Source organism: Ktedonobacter sp. SOSP1-85, from assembly GCF_016587415.1.
Taxonomy (GTDB): domain Bacteria; phylum Chloroflexota; class Ktedonobacteria; order Ktedonobacterales; family Ktedonobacteraceae; genus Ktedonobacter.
In genome coordinates, this window is sequence record NZ_BNJI01000001.1 from 1441029 (window position 1) to 1456203 (window position 15175).

Annotated in this window: 14 protein-coding genes; 7 read left to right on the top strand and 7 right to left on the bottom strand. The window is 52.9% G+C overall.

What is annotated here, in order from left to right; translation table 11 throughout:
• Positions 1-390: 390 nt before the first annotated feature.
• On the bottom strand, positions 391-1593 hold the full coding sequence (locus KTE_RS06200) for an RNA-guided endonuclease TnpB family protein (protein WP_201379580.1): 1203 nt from the start codon (positions 1591-1593) through the stop codon (positions 391-393).
• A complete protein-coding gene (gene tnpA, locus KTE_RS06205; protein WP_201379581.1) occupies positions 1586-1984 on the bottom strand; it encodes an IS200/IS605 family transposase in 399 nt (132 codons plus the stop codon). Before tnpA ends, KTE_RS06200 begins: the two co-directional genes overlap by 8 nt.
• A 698-nt stretch (positions 1985-2682) precedes the next feature.
• Here tnpA and KTE_RS06210 point away from each other — a divergent pair.
• The 3 genes from KTE_RS06210 to KTE_RS06220 all read left to right on the top strand — a co-directional run bounded on the left by KTE_RS06210 (position 2683) and on the right by KTE_RS06220 (position 5530).
• Complete coding sequence (locus KTE_RS06210) at positions 2683-2886, top strand: helix-turn-helix domain-containing protein (protein WP_007906152.1); 204 nt, start codon at positions 2683-2685, stop codon at positions 2884-2886.
• Positions 2887-3206: 320 nt separating this feature from the next.
• The gene (locus KTE_RS06215; RefSeq protein WP_201379582.1) at positions 3207-4193 is read left to right on the top strand and encodes an NAD-dependent epimerase/dehydratase family protein; all 987 of its coding nucleotides are present in this window, start codon (positions 3207-3209) and stop codon (positions 4191-4193) included.
• A gap of 242 nt (positions 4194-4435) precedes the next feature.
• Positions 4436-5530, top strand: coding sequence for a low specificity L-threonine aldolase (locus KTE_RS06220; protein WP_201379583.1), 1095 nt, complete (start codon positions 4436-4438; stop codon positions 5528-5530).
• A gap of 98 nt (positions 5531-5628) precedes the next feature.
• Here the strand turns inward: KTE_RS06220 and KTE_RS06225 are convergent, their stop codons facing one another.
• The 4 genes from KTE_RS06225 to KTE_RS06240 form a co-directional block, all read right to left on the bottom strand.
• Complete coding sequence (locus KTE_RS06225) at positions 5629-6123, bottom strand: aminoacyl-tRNA deacylase (RefSeq protein WP_201379585.1); 495 nt, start codon at positions 6121-6123, stop codon at positions 5629-5631.
• Between the two features lie 97 nt (positions 6124-6220).
• Positions 6221-8719, bottom strand: coding sequence for a mannose-1-phosphate guanyltransferase (locus KTE_RS06230; RefSeq protein WP_201379587.1), 2499 nt, complete (start codon positions 8717-8719; stop codon positions 6221-6223).
• 178 nt (positions 8720-8897) lie between these two features.
• Positions 8898-9083, bottom strand: coding sequence for a hypothetical protein (locus tag KTE_RS06235; protein ID WP_007906167.1), 186 nt, complete (start codon positions 9081-9083; stop codon positions 8898-8900).
• A gap of 472 nt (positions 9084-9555) precedes the next feature.
• Entirely contained in the window at positions 9556-9798 is a 243-nt protein-coding gene (locus KTE_RS06240) for a DUF433 domain-containing protein (protein ID WP_007906169.1), read from the bottom strand.
• Between the two features lie 664 nt (positions 9799-10462).
• On the opposite strand from KTE_RS06240, the gene KTE_RS06245 reads away from it, so the two are divergent.
• The 3 genes from KTE_RS06245 (at position 10463) to lysS (ending at position 13892) form a co-directional block, all read left to right on the top strand.
• A complete protein-coding gene (locus KTE_RS06245; RefSeq protein WP_201379589.1) occupies positions 10463-11389 on the top strand; it encodes a biotin--[acetyl-CoA-carboxylase] ligase in 927 nt (308 codons plus the stop codon).
• A gap of 48 nt (positions 11390-11437) precedes the next feature.
• Positions 11438-11902: a transcription elongation factor GreA gene (locus tag KTE_RS06250; RefSeq protein ID WP_201371496.1), complete on the top strand. Its 465-nt coding sequence runs from the start codon at positions 11438-11440 to the stop codon at positions 11900-11902.
• A 499-nt stretch (positions 11903-12401) separates the two neighbouring features.
• Positions 12402-13892 carry a lysine--tRNA ligase gene (gene lysS / locus KTE_RS06255; RefSeq protein ID WP_201379591.1) on the top strand — a complete coding sequence of 497 codons (1491 nt, stop codon included), beginning with the start codon at positions 12402-12404 and terminating at the stop codon, positions 13890-13892.
• A 65-nt stretch (positions 13893-13957) separates the two neighbouring features.
• On the opposite strand, the gene KTE_RS06260 is transcribed toward lysS, so the two are convergent.
• Entirely contained in the window at positions 13958-14146 is a 189-nt protein-coding gene (locus KTE_RS06260) for a hypothetical protein (RefSeq protein ID WP_007906175.1), read from the bottom strand.
• 163 nt (positions 14147-14309) lie between these two features.
• Here KTE_RS06260 and KTE_RS06265 point away from each other — a divergent pair, with 163 nt between their 5' ends.
• Positions 14310-15059 (top strand): ComF family protein, encoded by a 750-nt coding sequence (locus KTE_RS06265; protein WP_201379593.1) that lies wholly within the window; start codon positions 14310-14312, stop codon positions 15057-15059.
• Positions 15060-15175: the final 116 nt, after the last annotated feature.

The following is a 15175-nucleotide window of genomic DNA, read 5'->3' on the forward strand; positions in this document are numbered from 1 at the left end:
ATAGAGACTTTTGAAGCAGGCTCGGCATACTCCTCTACGCACTCCAACTCAAAGGCATCCGCAGTGCTATTTTTCTGATGATACCACACTAACCGTTGCAGTTAAGCATTGGTATACCGCACGTTTGCAGCCTAATACAACCCACGCTTGCCGAGAAAGCTGTAAATAGCCTTAATATCAGGATTGTACACGGGGAACAGATCACAATCAAGAAAGCTGGACTTTGAGGTACAAAACTTTTTCGTGTTCTTGACTATGTCAATTATTTTAGCTAATTTGACACTTCCAACACAAGTCAGCTACAGTCTATGTTAGACTAAAGCAAATCTAAAGCAGAGAGAGAGAACTCATGCCGAGTAAGAAGAAGGGGCTAGTGACGACTCCCCACGGCTACAAGCCGGGGGCTTCTGGAATGACTCGGCCTGCTCGTCCACAGGCTTGACGTGCATTTGCTAAGATATTGAGGCTTCCATTGTGGTCGCGGTGGATGACCAGACCACACTGGGGGCACTCGTAGACCCGCACTGACAGCGGCATCGGTTGACGACAACCGCAAGCAGAACAGGTCTGGGACGTATACGCCGGGTTGACTTTCACGACCTGCCTCCCAGCTTCTTCCGCTTTGGCGAGCAAGCGCATGAAAAACTGTGACCACGACGCATCGGCGATCGATTTCGCAAGGCGCGGGTTTTTGACCATATTGCGCACGACGAGCGCTTCCACAGCAATGAAGCCAAAGCGGGCGACCAGTTTGCACACTTCTTGCTCAATGAAGTTTTTGCGTCGATTGGCAATCCGCTCGTGCGTGCGCGCAACAATTTTGCGTTTCTTGTCGCGCTCTTTGCTTCCCTTGGCAGCTTTGGAGAGTTTGCGTTGGGCGCGCGCCAGCCTTGCTTCGTCCTCGCGAAAAAAGCGGGGATTGGCGATCTCTTCCGCTGTGCTCAAGTAGGCAAAGGTTTTCAAGCCAACATCAATGCCGACTTCTTTCTCTGAAGGCGGCATGTGGCTCTCCTGGGTCTGTTTCGGAGAGCCTTCCACTGTGATATTCACAAACCATTTGCCCGTCGGAGTGCGTTTGACAATCGCTGTCTTGGGGGTTCCTGTGATCGGGCGATGCAGAACCATTTTCACCTGACCGAATTTTGCCAGTTCCAGCATCCCTCGGTTCTTCTGGCCCTGGGTATGGATCTTGAAGCTATTGCCATATTGTTTGAAGGTCAGCGAATGATAGCGAAAACGTGATTTAAAGCGGGGAAAGCCCGGGGTTTTTCCTTCTTCGACACGCTGAAAGAACGCGGCAAAGGCCAGATCCACCCGCTTCACCACATCCTGGAGCACCTGGGAGGGCACAAGAGCCAGATCTGGGCGAACTTCTTTGCAGCCGGGCAACTCGGCACATTGATCCTCATACGAGAGAGACCTCCCTGCGATGCGATAGGCGCTTTTGCGTTCATCGAGAGCCGCATTATAGACTTCACAGCAGAGCGTCAGCCATGCTTCCAATGTTCGCTCTTGCTTGTGTGTCGGATAGAGCCTGAACTGGTAGGTTCTGGTCGGCTTTTTCTCTTTTGGTGGTTTCTCTCGCTTAGACATGCTTTTGTTGCTCAATATACTGCTTGATCAAGGAGAGGAGCGCTCCCCCAGTTGTTCCGACAAAATAGGAATTCGTCCACAAGCTCGGCAAGCGGCGTTTCAACGCAGGAAATTCCTGTCGCAGAACCCGGGAGGAACGTCCTTTGATGAGCTTTATTAGGCGGTGAATGCCGAACTGAGGATCGACACTGACCAGCAGATGCACGTGATCAGGCATGATTTCCAGTTCTTCCACCTCGGCCTGGCATTCCTGACACACCTGGGCAATGATCTCTTTCAGGCGTGTTTCAATTGGCCCGATCAACACGTTTCGCCGATATTTCGGGCACCAGACCACATGGTAGTGGCAACTATAATACACGTTCCGGTTGCTCTTGTAGGTTTCACTCATCGCATACAGTATACAGCTAAGAGCTATCTGCCGTCAAGAACATTTGTTCGCATCATCTGTTTCCCTCCACACCCTCGCCCCGAAAAAGGAACGCCGCTTTCATCCCCATGACTGAAGTTCAGGGGCTTTCAGCGGCGGTATGGGGTAAACCTTAAAGAGCAAATCGCTACAGGATACTATACTGCACAAGAGGCACAAAAGAAACTTGGTATGATCAGAGACATGTTCAACAATCACGTCAAGCAAGGGACTATCAAGAAGACAACCTTCGTTGGAACACATGGCTACTACAAGAAGACCAAAATAGACGCTTTAGCAGACTCGCCACAAGATGAAAATGGGCAAGCGGGTTGGATGAAAGAAGAAGCTTCGCGCCTTTGGCGGAGGAATGTCAGTGGGTTTGCGCCAATATGTATATTTTGCGCCTATATGTATAGTATAGTTAGCTGGCAGGCAGTGTTGTATGTAGTTTCGTTGCGTCATCAGTTACGCAAGGAGAGAGACAGACAACTTGAAAACAATAGAGTACCATGCTAGGACTCTTACAGCAACTGTCAGTGCAGCGATGTTTGACAGCCCTTGATGGTAATACCCACCATCAGCCTCCTGGAGGAGGGCTTGAGGGAAACAAAGGTGTTTTTCAGAAAAGTAGTGCACTCGCTGAAGGAGCGCGCCAGATTAACATAGGAGATGGCATAATGGTAGAAGACGCAAGAGAAGAGCTGTTGACCGTTCGCGAAGTAGCTCGCCGCCTGCGTGTAGACGACACAACAGTGCGCCGTTGGATCAAGAGTGGAGCGTTAGAAGCGATCACCCTGCCCCATCGTGGGAAACGCCAGGCATACCGCATCAAGAAATCGACGCTCGATCAACTACTTAACAGCTCAGTGCCTATCGAGTAATGTCGTTAGTACGTCATCGCATTTAATCCACACATTTACCCATGCCGAACAACACGCAACGGAGGCATAGTTGATGCCTCCGTTCTTCTTTTTTCTCCAACATTACCTCAACAAGATCAACCCGCCTTTCGCCGCTCTCTATCCACAATGTATTTTTTCTCCATACCAATCGACCAGCGATAGGTCCATTTTAAGAACACCTATTGAATTTAGTCTATACATACAAGGGATACACTGAATACAGGGAGAGCGTTATCATACCAACGCTACAAGTGGTAGGCAATACTTCAATGTCTCAGGAGGAGAAGGGATCTTTTTCTATGAAAATTGCAATCACGGGTGGAGCAGGATTTTTAGGTAGCCATCTTACAACAGCATATCTTGATGCTGGACATAACGTTATTGTCATTGATAATCTTAACAATGGTTCAGTAAACGCGGTTGACCCACGCGCCCGCTTTTATCAAATAGATATTCGCGACGAAAAACTCCGCGCTATTTTAGCGAACGAGCGCCCCGATGTGGTCACTCATCACGTCAATCAACATCTGTATGAAGTGCCACTGGCACAATCGCTTCTGGATGCAGATACCCACATTCGCGGACTGCTGCATGTGCTCGACAGCTGTGTGAATGCCTCTGTACGCAAGTTTATCTTCGCCTCGGGCGGCAATACGCTCTATGGACCAGTCGGCGAGGAGTACCTCCCACTCAGCGAGGAGACCCCTTTACAGCCACGCCAACCCGCCGATATTAGCCGGGCCGCGGGAGAATGGTATGTTCGTTACTACAGCCAGCAGCACGGCTTAACTCACACCATTCTTCGCTACGCCGATGTCTATGGCGGCAATGGGAAGATCAATAATCCACACCCGCTCAATTATTTCCTGCATATGCTCAGTGAGGGACGGCGCCCCATTATTCGCGGCACAGGAGAGAGCATGCACGACCACATCGCTATTGATGACGTCATGCAGGCGAATCTGCAAGTCCTGACGCGCGGCAATAACCATACGCTGCACATCAGTCGTGGTGAGGGCTATACCCTCAAACAGCTATACCTGCTGGCCGCCCAGGCCCTCGGCAGTGATATCGAGCCAGTCTACATCTCAGGCGCGCTGGCCGAGGATTCCGCCATCATACTTGATAACACGCGCGCCCGCCAGGTCCTTGACTGGCAGCCCAGAGTCTCAATCCAGGAGGGCATTACGCACCTCCTACGCGTGCAGCAGCAGGCCCAGGACGCCTTAAACCAGCAACCTCAATTCGCGCAAGTCAGCAGACACTCCTCTCTGGCACATGTTTAAGGCGACATCCTCTCTGGCAGAGAAGTGGAAAAGGCAGAAGACCCAACACTGGGCCGTCTGCCTTTTTCCGCTCCACACTTTTGAGGCTACTAGCCACTTCGAGCTATTTCTCCACCTTTTCTTGACTCATAATCATCACCAGTGTGATATATATTTAAAATAGAAAGCAAAAAATACAGATACAATAAAAATTACGTCAGACAAACAGATATATAAGCTATTTAGGAGCCACACATAACCTCATGGACACGCCTATTACTATAGACCTTTACAGTGACACCGTGACTAAACCCACGCCTGAGATGCGTCGCTATATGTGCGAGGCCGAGGTAGGCGATGAGCAATTGGGAGAAGATCCCACGGTTCATCGCTTGCAGGACATGATCGCGCAGCTTCTTGGCAAGGAGGCGGCCCTCTACCTCCCCTCTGGTACCATGTGCAACCAGGCGGCCTATGCCGTTCACTGCCAGCCTGGCGACGAGATCCTGATGGATAAGACCGCCCATCCCCTGCACTTTGAGGGTGGCGGCCCCACCCCCCTGAGAGGCATTCTTGTTCGCCCCCTGGAGGGTGAGCGCGGCGTCTTTAGCGCGCAACAACTGGAGGAGGGGCTGCGCAAACGAGATCGCTATAATCCACGCAGCCGCCTCATCTCCGTCGAGCAGACAGCGAACCTCGGCGGCGGCCGTTGCTGGCCGCTCGAAACCATCCGCGAGGTCTGCGAGAGCGCACACCAGCATGGGTTGGCAACGCATATGGATGGCGCCCGCCTGCTCAACGCGGTCGTGGCCACTGGCATCCCCGCCCATGAATACGCACACTCATTTGATAGTCTCTGGATCGACCTGAGCAAGGGACTGGGTGCCCCTGTAGGCGGTGTGCTGGCTGGCTCCCGCGAGTTCATCAACGAGGCATGGCGCTATAAGCAGCTCTTTGGGGGAGCGATGCGCCAGGCAGGAATCATCGCGGCCGCGGGCGTCTATGCTCTAGAACACCATGTCGAGCGCCTGGCAGAGGATCACCAGAACGCTCAGCGCCTGGCGCGTGGCCTGGCGAAACTACCCAGGCTCTTCTTAAATCCCGAAGAGGTCGAGACCAATATTGTGCTCTTCGATGTGACTGAGACAGGGCTTGACGCGACCCAGTTTGTGGCACTGGTCAAACAGGAGGCAGGCATTCGCTTTAGCGCCATGGGTCCCGTGCTGATACGCGCCGTCACGCACCTGGGCATTACCGAGCAGGATATCGACAAGACTATTCAAGCGGTTGGACGACTTTTGCGTGGCAAGACACTGGCCTACACTGGCACCACAGGCTCGCACACCGGCGCCTACTAGAGTAATGCGGCGCTGCTCAAGCACGCACCTACATATGAAGACGGGTGCGACACGCTATTATATGTAGACACGTGATTGAGCAGCGTTGGGCAACTTCCTCATTCAGCCGCCTGGGCGGCATGGAGCCATTGTGCACCTGTGACCTGGAGCAGGTCTGCGACGCGCAGTTGTAGATCAACTCCGCGCTGCCCACCACTGACAAGAATTTCCTCAAACGCCTGTGCGCTACGATCAAGATAGACCGAAAACGGCTTTTGCAGGAGAGCCAGGGCCGAGATACCCCCAACCTTCAGACCCGTCAGTTTCTCGGCCTGCATATGGCTGGCCATGCGCACCCCTTTTATGTCCAGTTCTCGTGCCACCAGGCGTAGGTCAACCTCGCAATTGGCCGGCACCATGAGCAGGAATGGGCGCCCCTGTAAGTCATCTTCGCGCAGCAATACCAGTGTCTTAAACACTTGCTCAGGTGGCAGGCCCAGCGTCTGCGCCACCTGCTGGGCGTCTCGAATGCTGTCATCGAAGGTATGTACAGTGTAAGCAACTTTTTTTGCGTCCAGGGCACGCATCGCCTGGGTACGAACTCCCTTTGCCATTGCCTGCGAAACTCCTTGCACAAAAACAGAAGAAGCCATTCTCCCCTGAAGCGGGAGAACAGCCCCTCATGATAACCTCTATCAAAAACATGTATGGCTACTGCTGAAGACCGGTAACGACCCGCGCGTACTTCTCCGCCAGGGCCTGAGCCTGCTCAGATGAGACCGACTCGGCAACAACATGGAAGAGGGGGTTATCCGCATCCGGCAGGACCAGGACCCACTCGCTTCCCAGGTCAATCTTAATGCCATCAATGGGCTTGGCGCGGCGCTCACGATACTGCTCGCTCAAGATACGCATGACCTTACCCTTATGCTCCCAGGGACAGGTGACGTGCGTCGTGCTCATGTAGTACGACGGCAGATCATCTACAACCTCGGAGAGGCGCATATCAAAGGTAGAGAGCAGTTCGAGCAGCTTGGCAATCGCCAGCATACCATCAAAGGCAGGCTGAAGCGCAGGGAAGACAAATCCGCCCCGGCCATCACCAACCATCACTACACCCTCACGGCTGGCCGCCGTCATCAAAGCGTGTGAGAGCACCTTGGTGTGCTGAATGTAACCATCATAACGCTTGGCAATATGCTGCAAGGCACTGGGCGCCGTCACAGGTACGGCAACCGTTCCACCACGATGGGCGCGCAGGTAGAGACTGGCCATGACCGCCAGCATCTTCATCCCATCCAGCACACGACCGCGATCATCGACGAGCGAGATACGCTCACCACCCGCGTCAATACGAATGCCCATGTCCGTGTTCAGGGCCGAGGTCACAGCAGCCAGGCGCTGCATACTACGTCCCTCGTCATCCACGGGACCGGTGCTCAAATCATCGGCGGTGGTGTTGAGCACGATTACTTCACAGCCCAGTTTATCGAAAATCTGGGGCAAGAGCTGTATAGTGCTACTATGCGCGTAATCCACCACAAGCTGGAATTTGCGCTTGCGCACAGCCTCGTAATCCACAATACTGTTAAAGCCCTCAAGGTAGCGACCAGTGACCTCGGCATTGCTGAGAACCTCAATAGCGCCGATTTCGTCCAGGTAGACACGGCGATAGTCCTCGCGGAAGAAGAGATTCTCAATCTTGCGCTCGGTCGTCTTATTGATATCGAGGCCATTCTGATCGAAAAGCTTGATATCTACCGCGCGTGGATCATAGGGTGAGACCCGAACGTGAACACCGCCAACCGCATCGGTATTGCGAATAAAGTAGCGCGCCACTGGCAGAGGAACCTGGTTGATGTCATTGACATCAACGCCCGCCGAGGGAAGGCCCGCATTGATGCCGCGCTTGATCATACGCGAAGTACGGTGATCGTCCCGATTGAGGCCAACGACTGAACCGCGAGGCAGGGTCGCGCCATAGGCCGCGCCAAGGCGAGTCGCGAACTCAGGCGTGATATCGATATTGACCAACCCGGTCACACCATGGCGGCTAAAGAGGCTGCGGCGTCCCTGTGATCCCCAGATAATGCTGGTATTGATCACCGCCCCGGCCTCAATCTCTTTATCCGGCCAGATCTTCACATTTGGCTGAATAATCGCGCCTTCCTGAATGCTTGAGTTGTCGCCGATGACCGACCCCTCAAACATGACAGCCTTCCCTTTGACGCTGGTCGAGGAACCAACAATGGCGCCACGCAGTTCAGAGCGTTCACCAATGTAGGAGTTGTTCCAGACGATGCTGCGATCCACCTGGGCGCGCTCATCAATGATGGAATAATGCCCAATTGTGCTTGGGCCATGAATAATAGCCCCTGGCTTCACCTTACACTCATGCGCCAGGTAGATTGGTCCATAGAGCTGGGCATCGGAAGCGATCTCAACCCCCTCCTCACACCAGATATTGCCGCCAATATTTTTCGCGGGAATATCGATGTCGACCAGGCCCTGCAAGGCTTCCGCGTTCGCGCGCATATATTCGCTCAGGTTACCAACATCGCACCAGTAGCCCTTGGGGGCGACGTATCCATAAATGGGATCGCCCTGCTTGAGCATCATGGGGAAGAGTTCCTGGCTAAAGTCAAACTGCTTATTCTTCTCGAAGTAGGTGAAAATCTTGGGGTCGAGGACATAGATGCCCGTATTGATTGTATCGCTAAAGACCTCGCCCCAACTCGGCTTCTCCAGAAACTGGGTAATGTGCCCGTCCTCATTGGTAATGATGACACCGTATTCAAGGGGATTGTGCACATGCGCAAGCAGAAGCGTTGCCAGAGACTTTTTCTCGTTGTGGTACTTAATGACTTCCGTCAGGTCGTAATCAGTCAAGGCATCGCCACTGATCACCAGAAACGGCTCTGTTAACTGGTCCTCGGCGTTCTTCACACTACCAGCGGTTCCCAGCGGCTCATTCTCACGCGAATAGGTGATACGCATACCAAACTGAGAACCGTTTCCAAAGTAGTCTTCTATATTGCTCGCCAGATACTGAACCGTAACAACGACCTCGGTAATACCATGACGCTTCAACAAATTCAGAATATGCTCCATCACTGGTTTCCCAGCAATCGGTACCATAGGCTTGGGACGTTGAATCGTCAATGGTCGCAGCCTCGATCCTTCTCCCCCGGCCATTACAACCGCTTTCATAGAGGCCTCCCTTGCCAAAGGCAACTCTCCCGGTTGCCTTCACAGACCAACAAAAAAAGTGTAACGTTATTCGATTTAAAGAAGAAATTATGAAGGAAGGACGGCGTAGCATAGCCACGCCGTCCCATCTGCTCCGCTCTTTTTATTGTACAACATGCTTAAAACTCGTCGCAAGTTGTTACCAATCACTCAAACGCCCGTGTTCCACTAACCAGCGCACAAAACGGTGATGATTTGTTTCTTCAATTAGTATCTGCTCTTCGTACTTTTCCTGCAATTGAATCAACTTTAATGATTCATCCAATGTAAAACCCTCATCCAGGAGGGCATCAACCAGCAGATCTACATATTGCTGTTGTTTCATCCGCAAGTCCTCCTTTTGCAACTCGTCTAACTACCCTCTTATTCAGAAACCAACGTCGCTCTCGCGACTAACGCTTCGCGTTCAGGTTTCCGGATAGGCATTACCTGTAGTCCGGGGATATGTGCTACTAGTTAACACCGTGACGTCGCAAGAAACGGAGACAGACAGATCTGAACCAGCAGACAATCGGCGTCTTCGACAGGCCCCTTTGCCTTCCCATGCAGGCACACAATGCATACAGCCCTGTTGATATCCAGGGGCTATAAGCTACTCTCTTTGAGAGATGTGCCTGACACAGACAATGAACATGGATAAGTAAACGATGTGGAAGATCGAGCGATGTAGCGTTGTCCCTCCCCTTGTAACAGGCCCCCTACCATTTTTACGCTACTATACAGAGTATAGTGTATAACATAGAAGTGACGCGCGCAAATATGTGAACGGGTACAGGCTGCCACGGCCCTTCTGTCCACTATTCGCCATGTGAAATGTAGTGCCGAATCTCTTCTTCGTGATCATAAAAATAACTGATGGCGTCATAGACCTGGGCCAGGCTCAAATGCTGACTATCAGCGATCTCCTCTGGATCCTGTCCGCTTTGAAACAGCAGAATGACATGGCGAACGGTTGTACGTGTTCCCTCAATAATTGGCTCGCCGGCATAAATGGCGGTATTGCGTATAATATATGGATGCGTGGTACGCTCGATGGTCATAACTCATCCTTTCTCGATGCCGCGGTGCCATTCCTTCTCAGCATACCACGGCACCTACTATACTCATCCGCTTAAGTTAAAATCTTGTAAAGAAAAGCCCGGTTGAATTCACGAAAAATTCACATCAGGATGCCGCTACTAAACGTACTTCTCATGCCGACTCAGCCAATCAAGCTCATCCTCGTTATGAGTGAGTTTTCAGAAAAATCTTGACAGCGCTTAAAATCCTCTGGTACAATACTTTCCATTGAGAGATGGTGAGTGTAATTCACTAGCAAATCGACTGGCTATATGACCGTTCACGGTCCACACCCCCTCTCAGGGAAAGAGGCATCGCCCATGAGCATTCCTCTTTTTTTCGAGCGTATATGAGAAATGGGTTGTGAGCAACCACTGGCAGGAATGAACGACATTTCTACCTACCTGCCTCATCTCCTGCTAGCGCAGAGGCACCTTCGTGTCGCGCCTGGTTTACCTTCATTTGAAGGTAGGGGGATCTCAGACCCTCGCATTGTAGGATGACACCCTATAGTTATTACCCCAGCCCGTCTCTTCAAGAGACATGGAACAGCTCAGTCGATAGAAGCGGGCTTGTCGAATAACCCACAAGGTTATGTCAACACAAAGGTAGATAGGTAGATAGAGAGAAGCGGACGCGGAAACTTTGGAGAGACAACAAGCACACGCCGTTTTTGATCGCCTCAATCTCGAGGCACTGCAAGAGCTGTTAGAGACTCACAACTTCGGCAAAGGCGATCACGTAATCTATATACCCGTTATTGATTCAACCAATACAAGGGCAATGCAATTTGCCCGTGAAGGGATAGCAGAAGGCACAGTAGTTCTCACGGAGCAACAAACTGCTGGCAGAGGTCGTCTCGGTCGTAGCTGGGCAGATGTCGAGGGATGTAATATTCTCTCCTCTACCATCCTCCGCCCGCACTTTCCACCCTACTTGCTCATGATGCTAGCCCCCCTGGCGCTGGTTGAAGCGATTCAGGCTACCTGCAACATACAAGCTACCATCAAATGGCCAAACGATGTTCTGATTGGCGACCAAAAAGTTGCTGGCATTCTCATCGAGACCAGCCATGATCAATCTGGTCACCTGGTTGCCATCATCGGAATAGGTGTCAATGTGAAGGGTCACATCGATCCCATTGCACACCTGATAGATATCCATCGTGAACAGAGCGCAAGCTCCGTTCAAAACGCTCAGGAGAGCGAGCAGCCAGCCGGCAAAACAGTTGCGCGAGCGACCACATTGGAAGAGGCATGTGGTTACCCGGTGAGTCGAGAACGGCTCATTGCGGCCATGCTTCACGCTATCGAGCGCTACTATCTCCCCCTTCAAGAGGAGAGAGATACCGTGGGCTCTCAACTGTCTATGGCTCAATTGCTACGCGAGACCTGGCGTAGCCAGTTGTCAACCCTGGGACGTACCATAACGGTACGCCAGGGAGATCGTACCCTCAGCGGCGTTGCTGAGGACGTGGATGACGGGGGAGCTCTGTTGCTTCGCAGTCATTCGGGTGAACTGGTCAGCATTAGCTGGGGAGATGTAGGATATACGCTTCCAGATGAGTGCTGATACCTGGTTAAGGGAGTTCCTTAACCGTAGACATGAGGGGAAAAAAAGATGGAGACACAGGACGTATTCCTCACAAATGATGGTCTACAGCGTGCTTTAAGTCAGCTGGAAAATTTGCGCACCGAGGGCCGTGCAAAGGTTGCACAGTACCTTCACGATGCCAAGGAATCTGGCGATGTCATCGACAACGCGGCTTATGATGATGCCAAAAAAGAGCAGGCGCTGCTGGAATCACGCATCCTGGAGCTAGAACACCTGGTCACCAGGGCCAAGCTCATCAACAATGCACGCACCGATGAAGTCTCCCTCGGCTCAATCGTCCATCTGAGATCGAGTGAAGGACGCGATTACTGCTATACCATCGTCGGCGCCTTTGAAGCCAGTCCCAGTGCCGGGCGTATTTCTAACGAGTCGCCCGTCGGAAGAGCATTGCTCGGGCACAAGGCCGGTGATCATGTCATCGTCTCAACGCCAGGCGGGGTCAAAGAGTACACGATTTCGCGCATTGAATAAAGCTTCACGCGCCACCCCAACCATCATACGATTATAAACCCAGATCAGCCCCTGGTTATCCCCTAAAAACAATTGCTCATCCCTTGATGGCTCGTGCAACATTCCCATACGAGTCCTCAAGGGATTTTTTTCTGCTTCTACTATTCAGTAACAACAAACAATGATACAATACACGAGATTTACTACCTTTCGAAAACCTGAGCGCGCTTGTCCCCGAATGGGGGAAGCACTAGCTATGTGAGTGGCGCCGCCGTGCCCCCAAATGGGGGTTGGTTTTCGTCTAAGAAGGTCAGCACCTCGAGCTATCCATGCCTCGCTCTCACACATCGACCTTATCCTCAGATGATCGCCTATGCGCGCTATAATGGCTGTGTGGAGCAAGCATGCTACCGATACACGCTGGAATACTATGGATCTTATTCCGAAACCCAACCCCCATTCGGGGACAAGCGCGCTCAGGGTTTTCGGATCAGAAGATGTTGAAGGGAAAGAAGAAAGCATGCCAGAAGAAAGGGAGATACGCATCCAACGCCTCAACGCCCTGCGGGAGCAGGGTATCAACCCCTATCCCAATAGCGTAGAGCGTACCCATACCATTGAAAATGTGCTCACCCACTTTGACCAGTACGCTGGACCCGAGGGAGATTTCGCCCTCGTCGGTCGCGTGCGCCTCCTACGCGAAATGGGAAAAGCCGCCTTCGCTAAGATTGAGGACGGCACCGGCGCACTCCAGGTCTACTTCCGCATTAACGACCTGGGTGAGGAGAGCTATCGCGTTCTTAAACTGCTTGACCTGGGCGATTTTATCGAAGCACGAGGCTTCCTCTTTGTGACGCGCACCGGAGAGCGCACCCTCCATGTGAAAGGCTGGCGCGTCATTGGCAAGGGTTTGCAGCCTTTGCCAGAGAAATATCATGGGCTTGAAGACAAAGAGCTTCGCCAGCGCAAACGTTATCTCGATCTCATCGCCAATGGTGAGGAGGTCAAAACAGTCTTCGAGACCCGTAGCCGGGTGATCAGCGCCATGCGCCGCTTCCTGGAGAGCCAGGGCTACCTGGAGTTTGAGACGCCAATCTTACAGCCCCTCTATGGTGGCGCCACGGCTCGCCCATTTATCACGCATCACAACACGCTTGACCGCGACCTCTACCTGCGTATCGCGGTTGAACTCTACCTCAAACGCCTGATCGTAGGTGGCTTTGAACGCGTCTATGAGATCGGGCGCAACTTCCGCAATGAGGGTATTGATCGCAGCCATAACCCCGAATTCACCATGATGGAGTGCTACCAGGCCTACGCGGACTACAACGATATGATGAAGCTGGTAGAGGAGATGATCGCCTACATCGCGCAAGAGGTAAAAGGCACAACCCGCGTCACTTATCAGGGAACCGAGATTGACCTGACGCCCCCCTGGCCACGTATTCCCCTGCTAGAGGCCATCCACAAATACACAGGCATCGACGTCAATGCCTTCCCCGACCGCGAGAGCCTGGGCGCCGAGATGCACGCCAAAGGCTATATCGTGGATCCCAAACTGGGCCGGGGTCGCCTCATCGATGATCTGAAAGGCGAGATGTTCCGTAAGGGCATTCCAGAACTAAAACAGGCCATCTTCTTGATTGACTATCCACTAGATGTCTCGCCGCTCACCAAACGCCACCGCACCCATAGCGGCCTGGTGGAGCGCTTCCAGCCATTCATCGGCGGCCTGGAGACTGGCAACTCCTTCACAGAGCTCAATGATCCCCTGGATCAGCGCGCGCGCTTTGAAGATCAAATGAAGCAGAAGAGCCAGGGCGACGAGGAGGCCCAGGTACTGGACGAAGACTTCCTGGAGGCGCTTGAGATCGGCATGCCTCCCACGGGCGGTGTCGGCATCGGCGTTGACCGCCTCGCCATGCTCATGGCGGACCAGGAGTCCATTCGTGACGTTATTCTCTTCCCCACCATGCGCAAAACGGCGGAAGAGCAGACGGTCGAAGCCTAAATAAGCGATGTGGTGCAGTAGCCGCTACTTGCGTACGCGGTTGCTGCACCACACCATCGACGTGTCTACTCAAGTGTCCGCTCTTCCTGCCGCACGCCCGTCACACGAATCTTATATCCCAGCCCTTTCCACTTGGAAACGATTTTGGCAAGTTTACGCTCTAATTCGGCATGCGTATGCGCCTCGATCTGCGCCATCGAGGTCGTAGGAAAGTAAGCTGGATGAGTGAGACGATACGTCACAGCGTACCTCACGTGATTCCTCCTTAGAGCATAGATGCCATTCCTCTTTTACCATAGCGATCAGCGAAAACTGAGCTCATTCTTCGTCGAATACATAGTACTGTAATAAAAAAGAGTCCCAAAAGACGTTTTGATTAAAAAAGATGATGGTATTGGATGTTGGAGGTGGAATACGATGCCTACACCCTTCTCATGTGCTTCCCCCCTGCTTGCGACGTTGAAGACGCTTGGGCGAGAGGGGCTGGATTTGCTCTTTCCTCCGCGTTGCGCCTCCTGCCAGCAGCCTGGACACGTTCTCTGTCCACGCTGCCAGGCCCGGCTTCAGGCCCAGGCCTTACCAACACTTCCTCCCTGCCCCCTCTGCACACAGCGAGGAGGGCCGAACGCCTGCCTGCTCTATCCACCCCGGGGACATATACATGACATTTATGCCTTTGGCCCCTATGCCGATCCACTGCGCTCCTGCATCAAAACATTGAAATATGATGGAGAGACACGCCTGGCCGAGCATCTGGGGGCCTTACTGGCCCAGACGTATCAACGCTTTCAACTAGAGGCCGATGTCTTGCTTCCTGTCCCGCTCCATCCGGCACGCCAGCGTCTGCGTGGCTTCAATCAGGCCCTCCTGCTGGCACGCGTCTGCTCCCGCTTGACCGGCGTTCCTGTAAATGAAGAACTGATTCGCCAGCGGCCAACGCAGGCCCAGGTCTCCCTTACAGGCAGGTCACGCCAGCAGAATGTGATGGGAGCATTTCTCTATGTCTCTACGGCTGCAACCCCAGGCGTCGCGAACCGTAAAATTCTTATCATTGATGATGTTTGTACGACAGGTACAACCCTGGATGCATGCGCGCGTCCGCTCTTCGCCGCTGGCGCTCACTCGGTCACTGGACTGGTGCTTGCCTCGGCCTGGCACCGGACATAGGTCTCACACCGGGCGCTGCCTATCGTACACAGTCCACGACCTGCGACGAAAGGAGCAGCAATACCTGATCGAGAAATGCGCCATATTGACGCACTAGCGGGACGCATCGGTTTTCG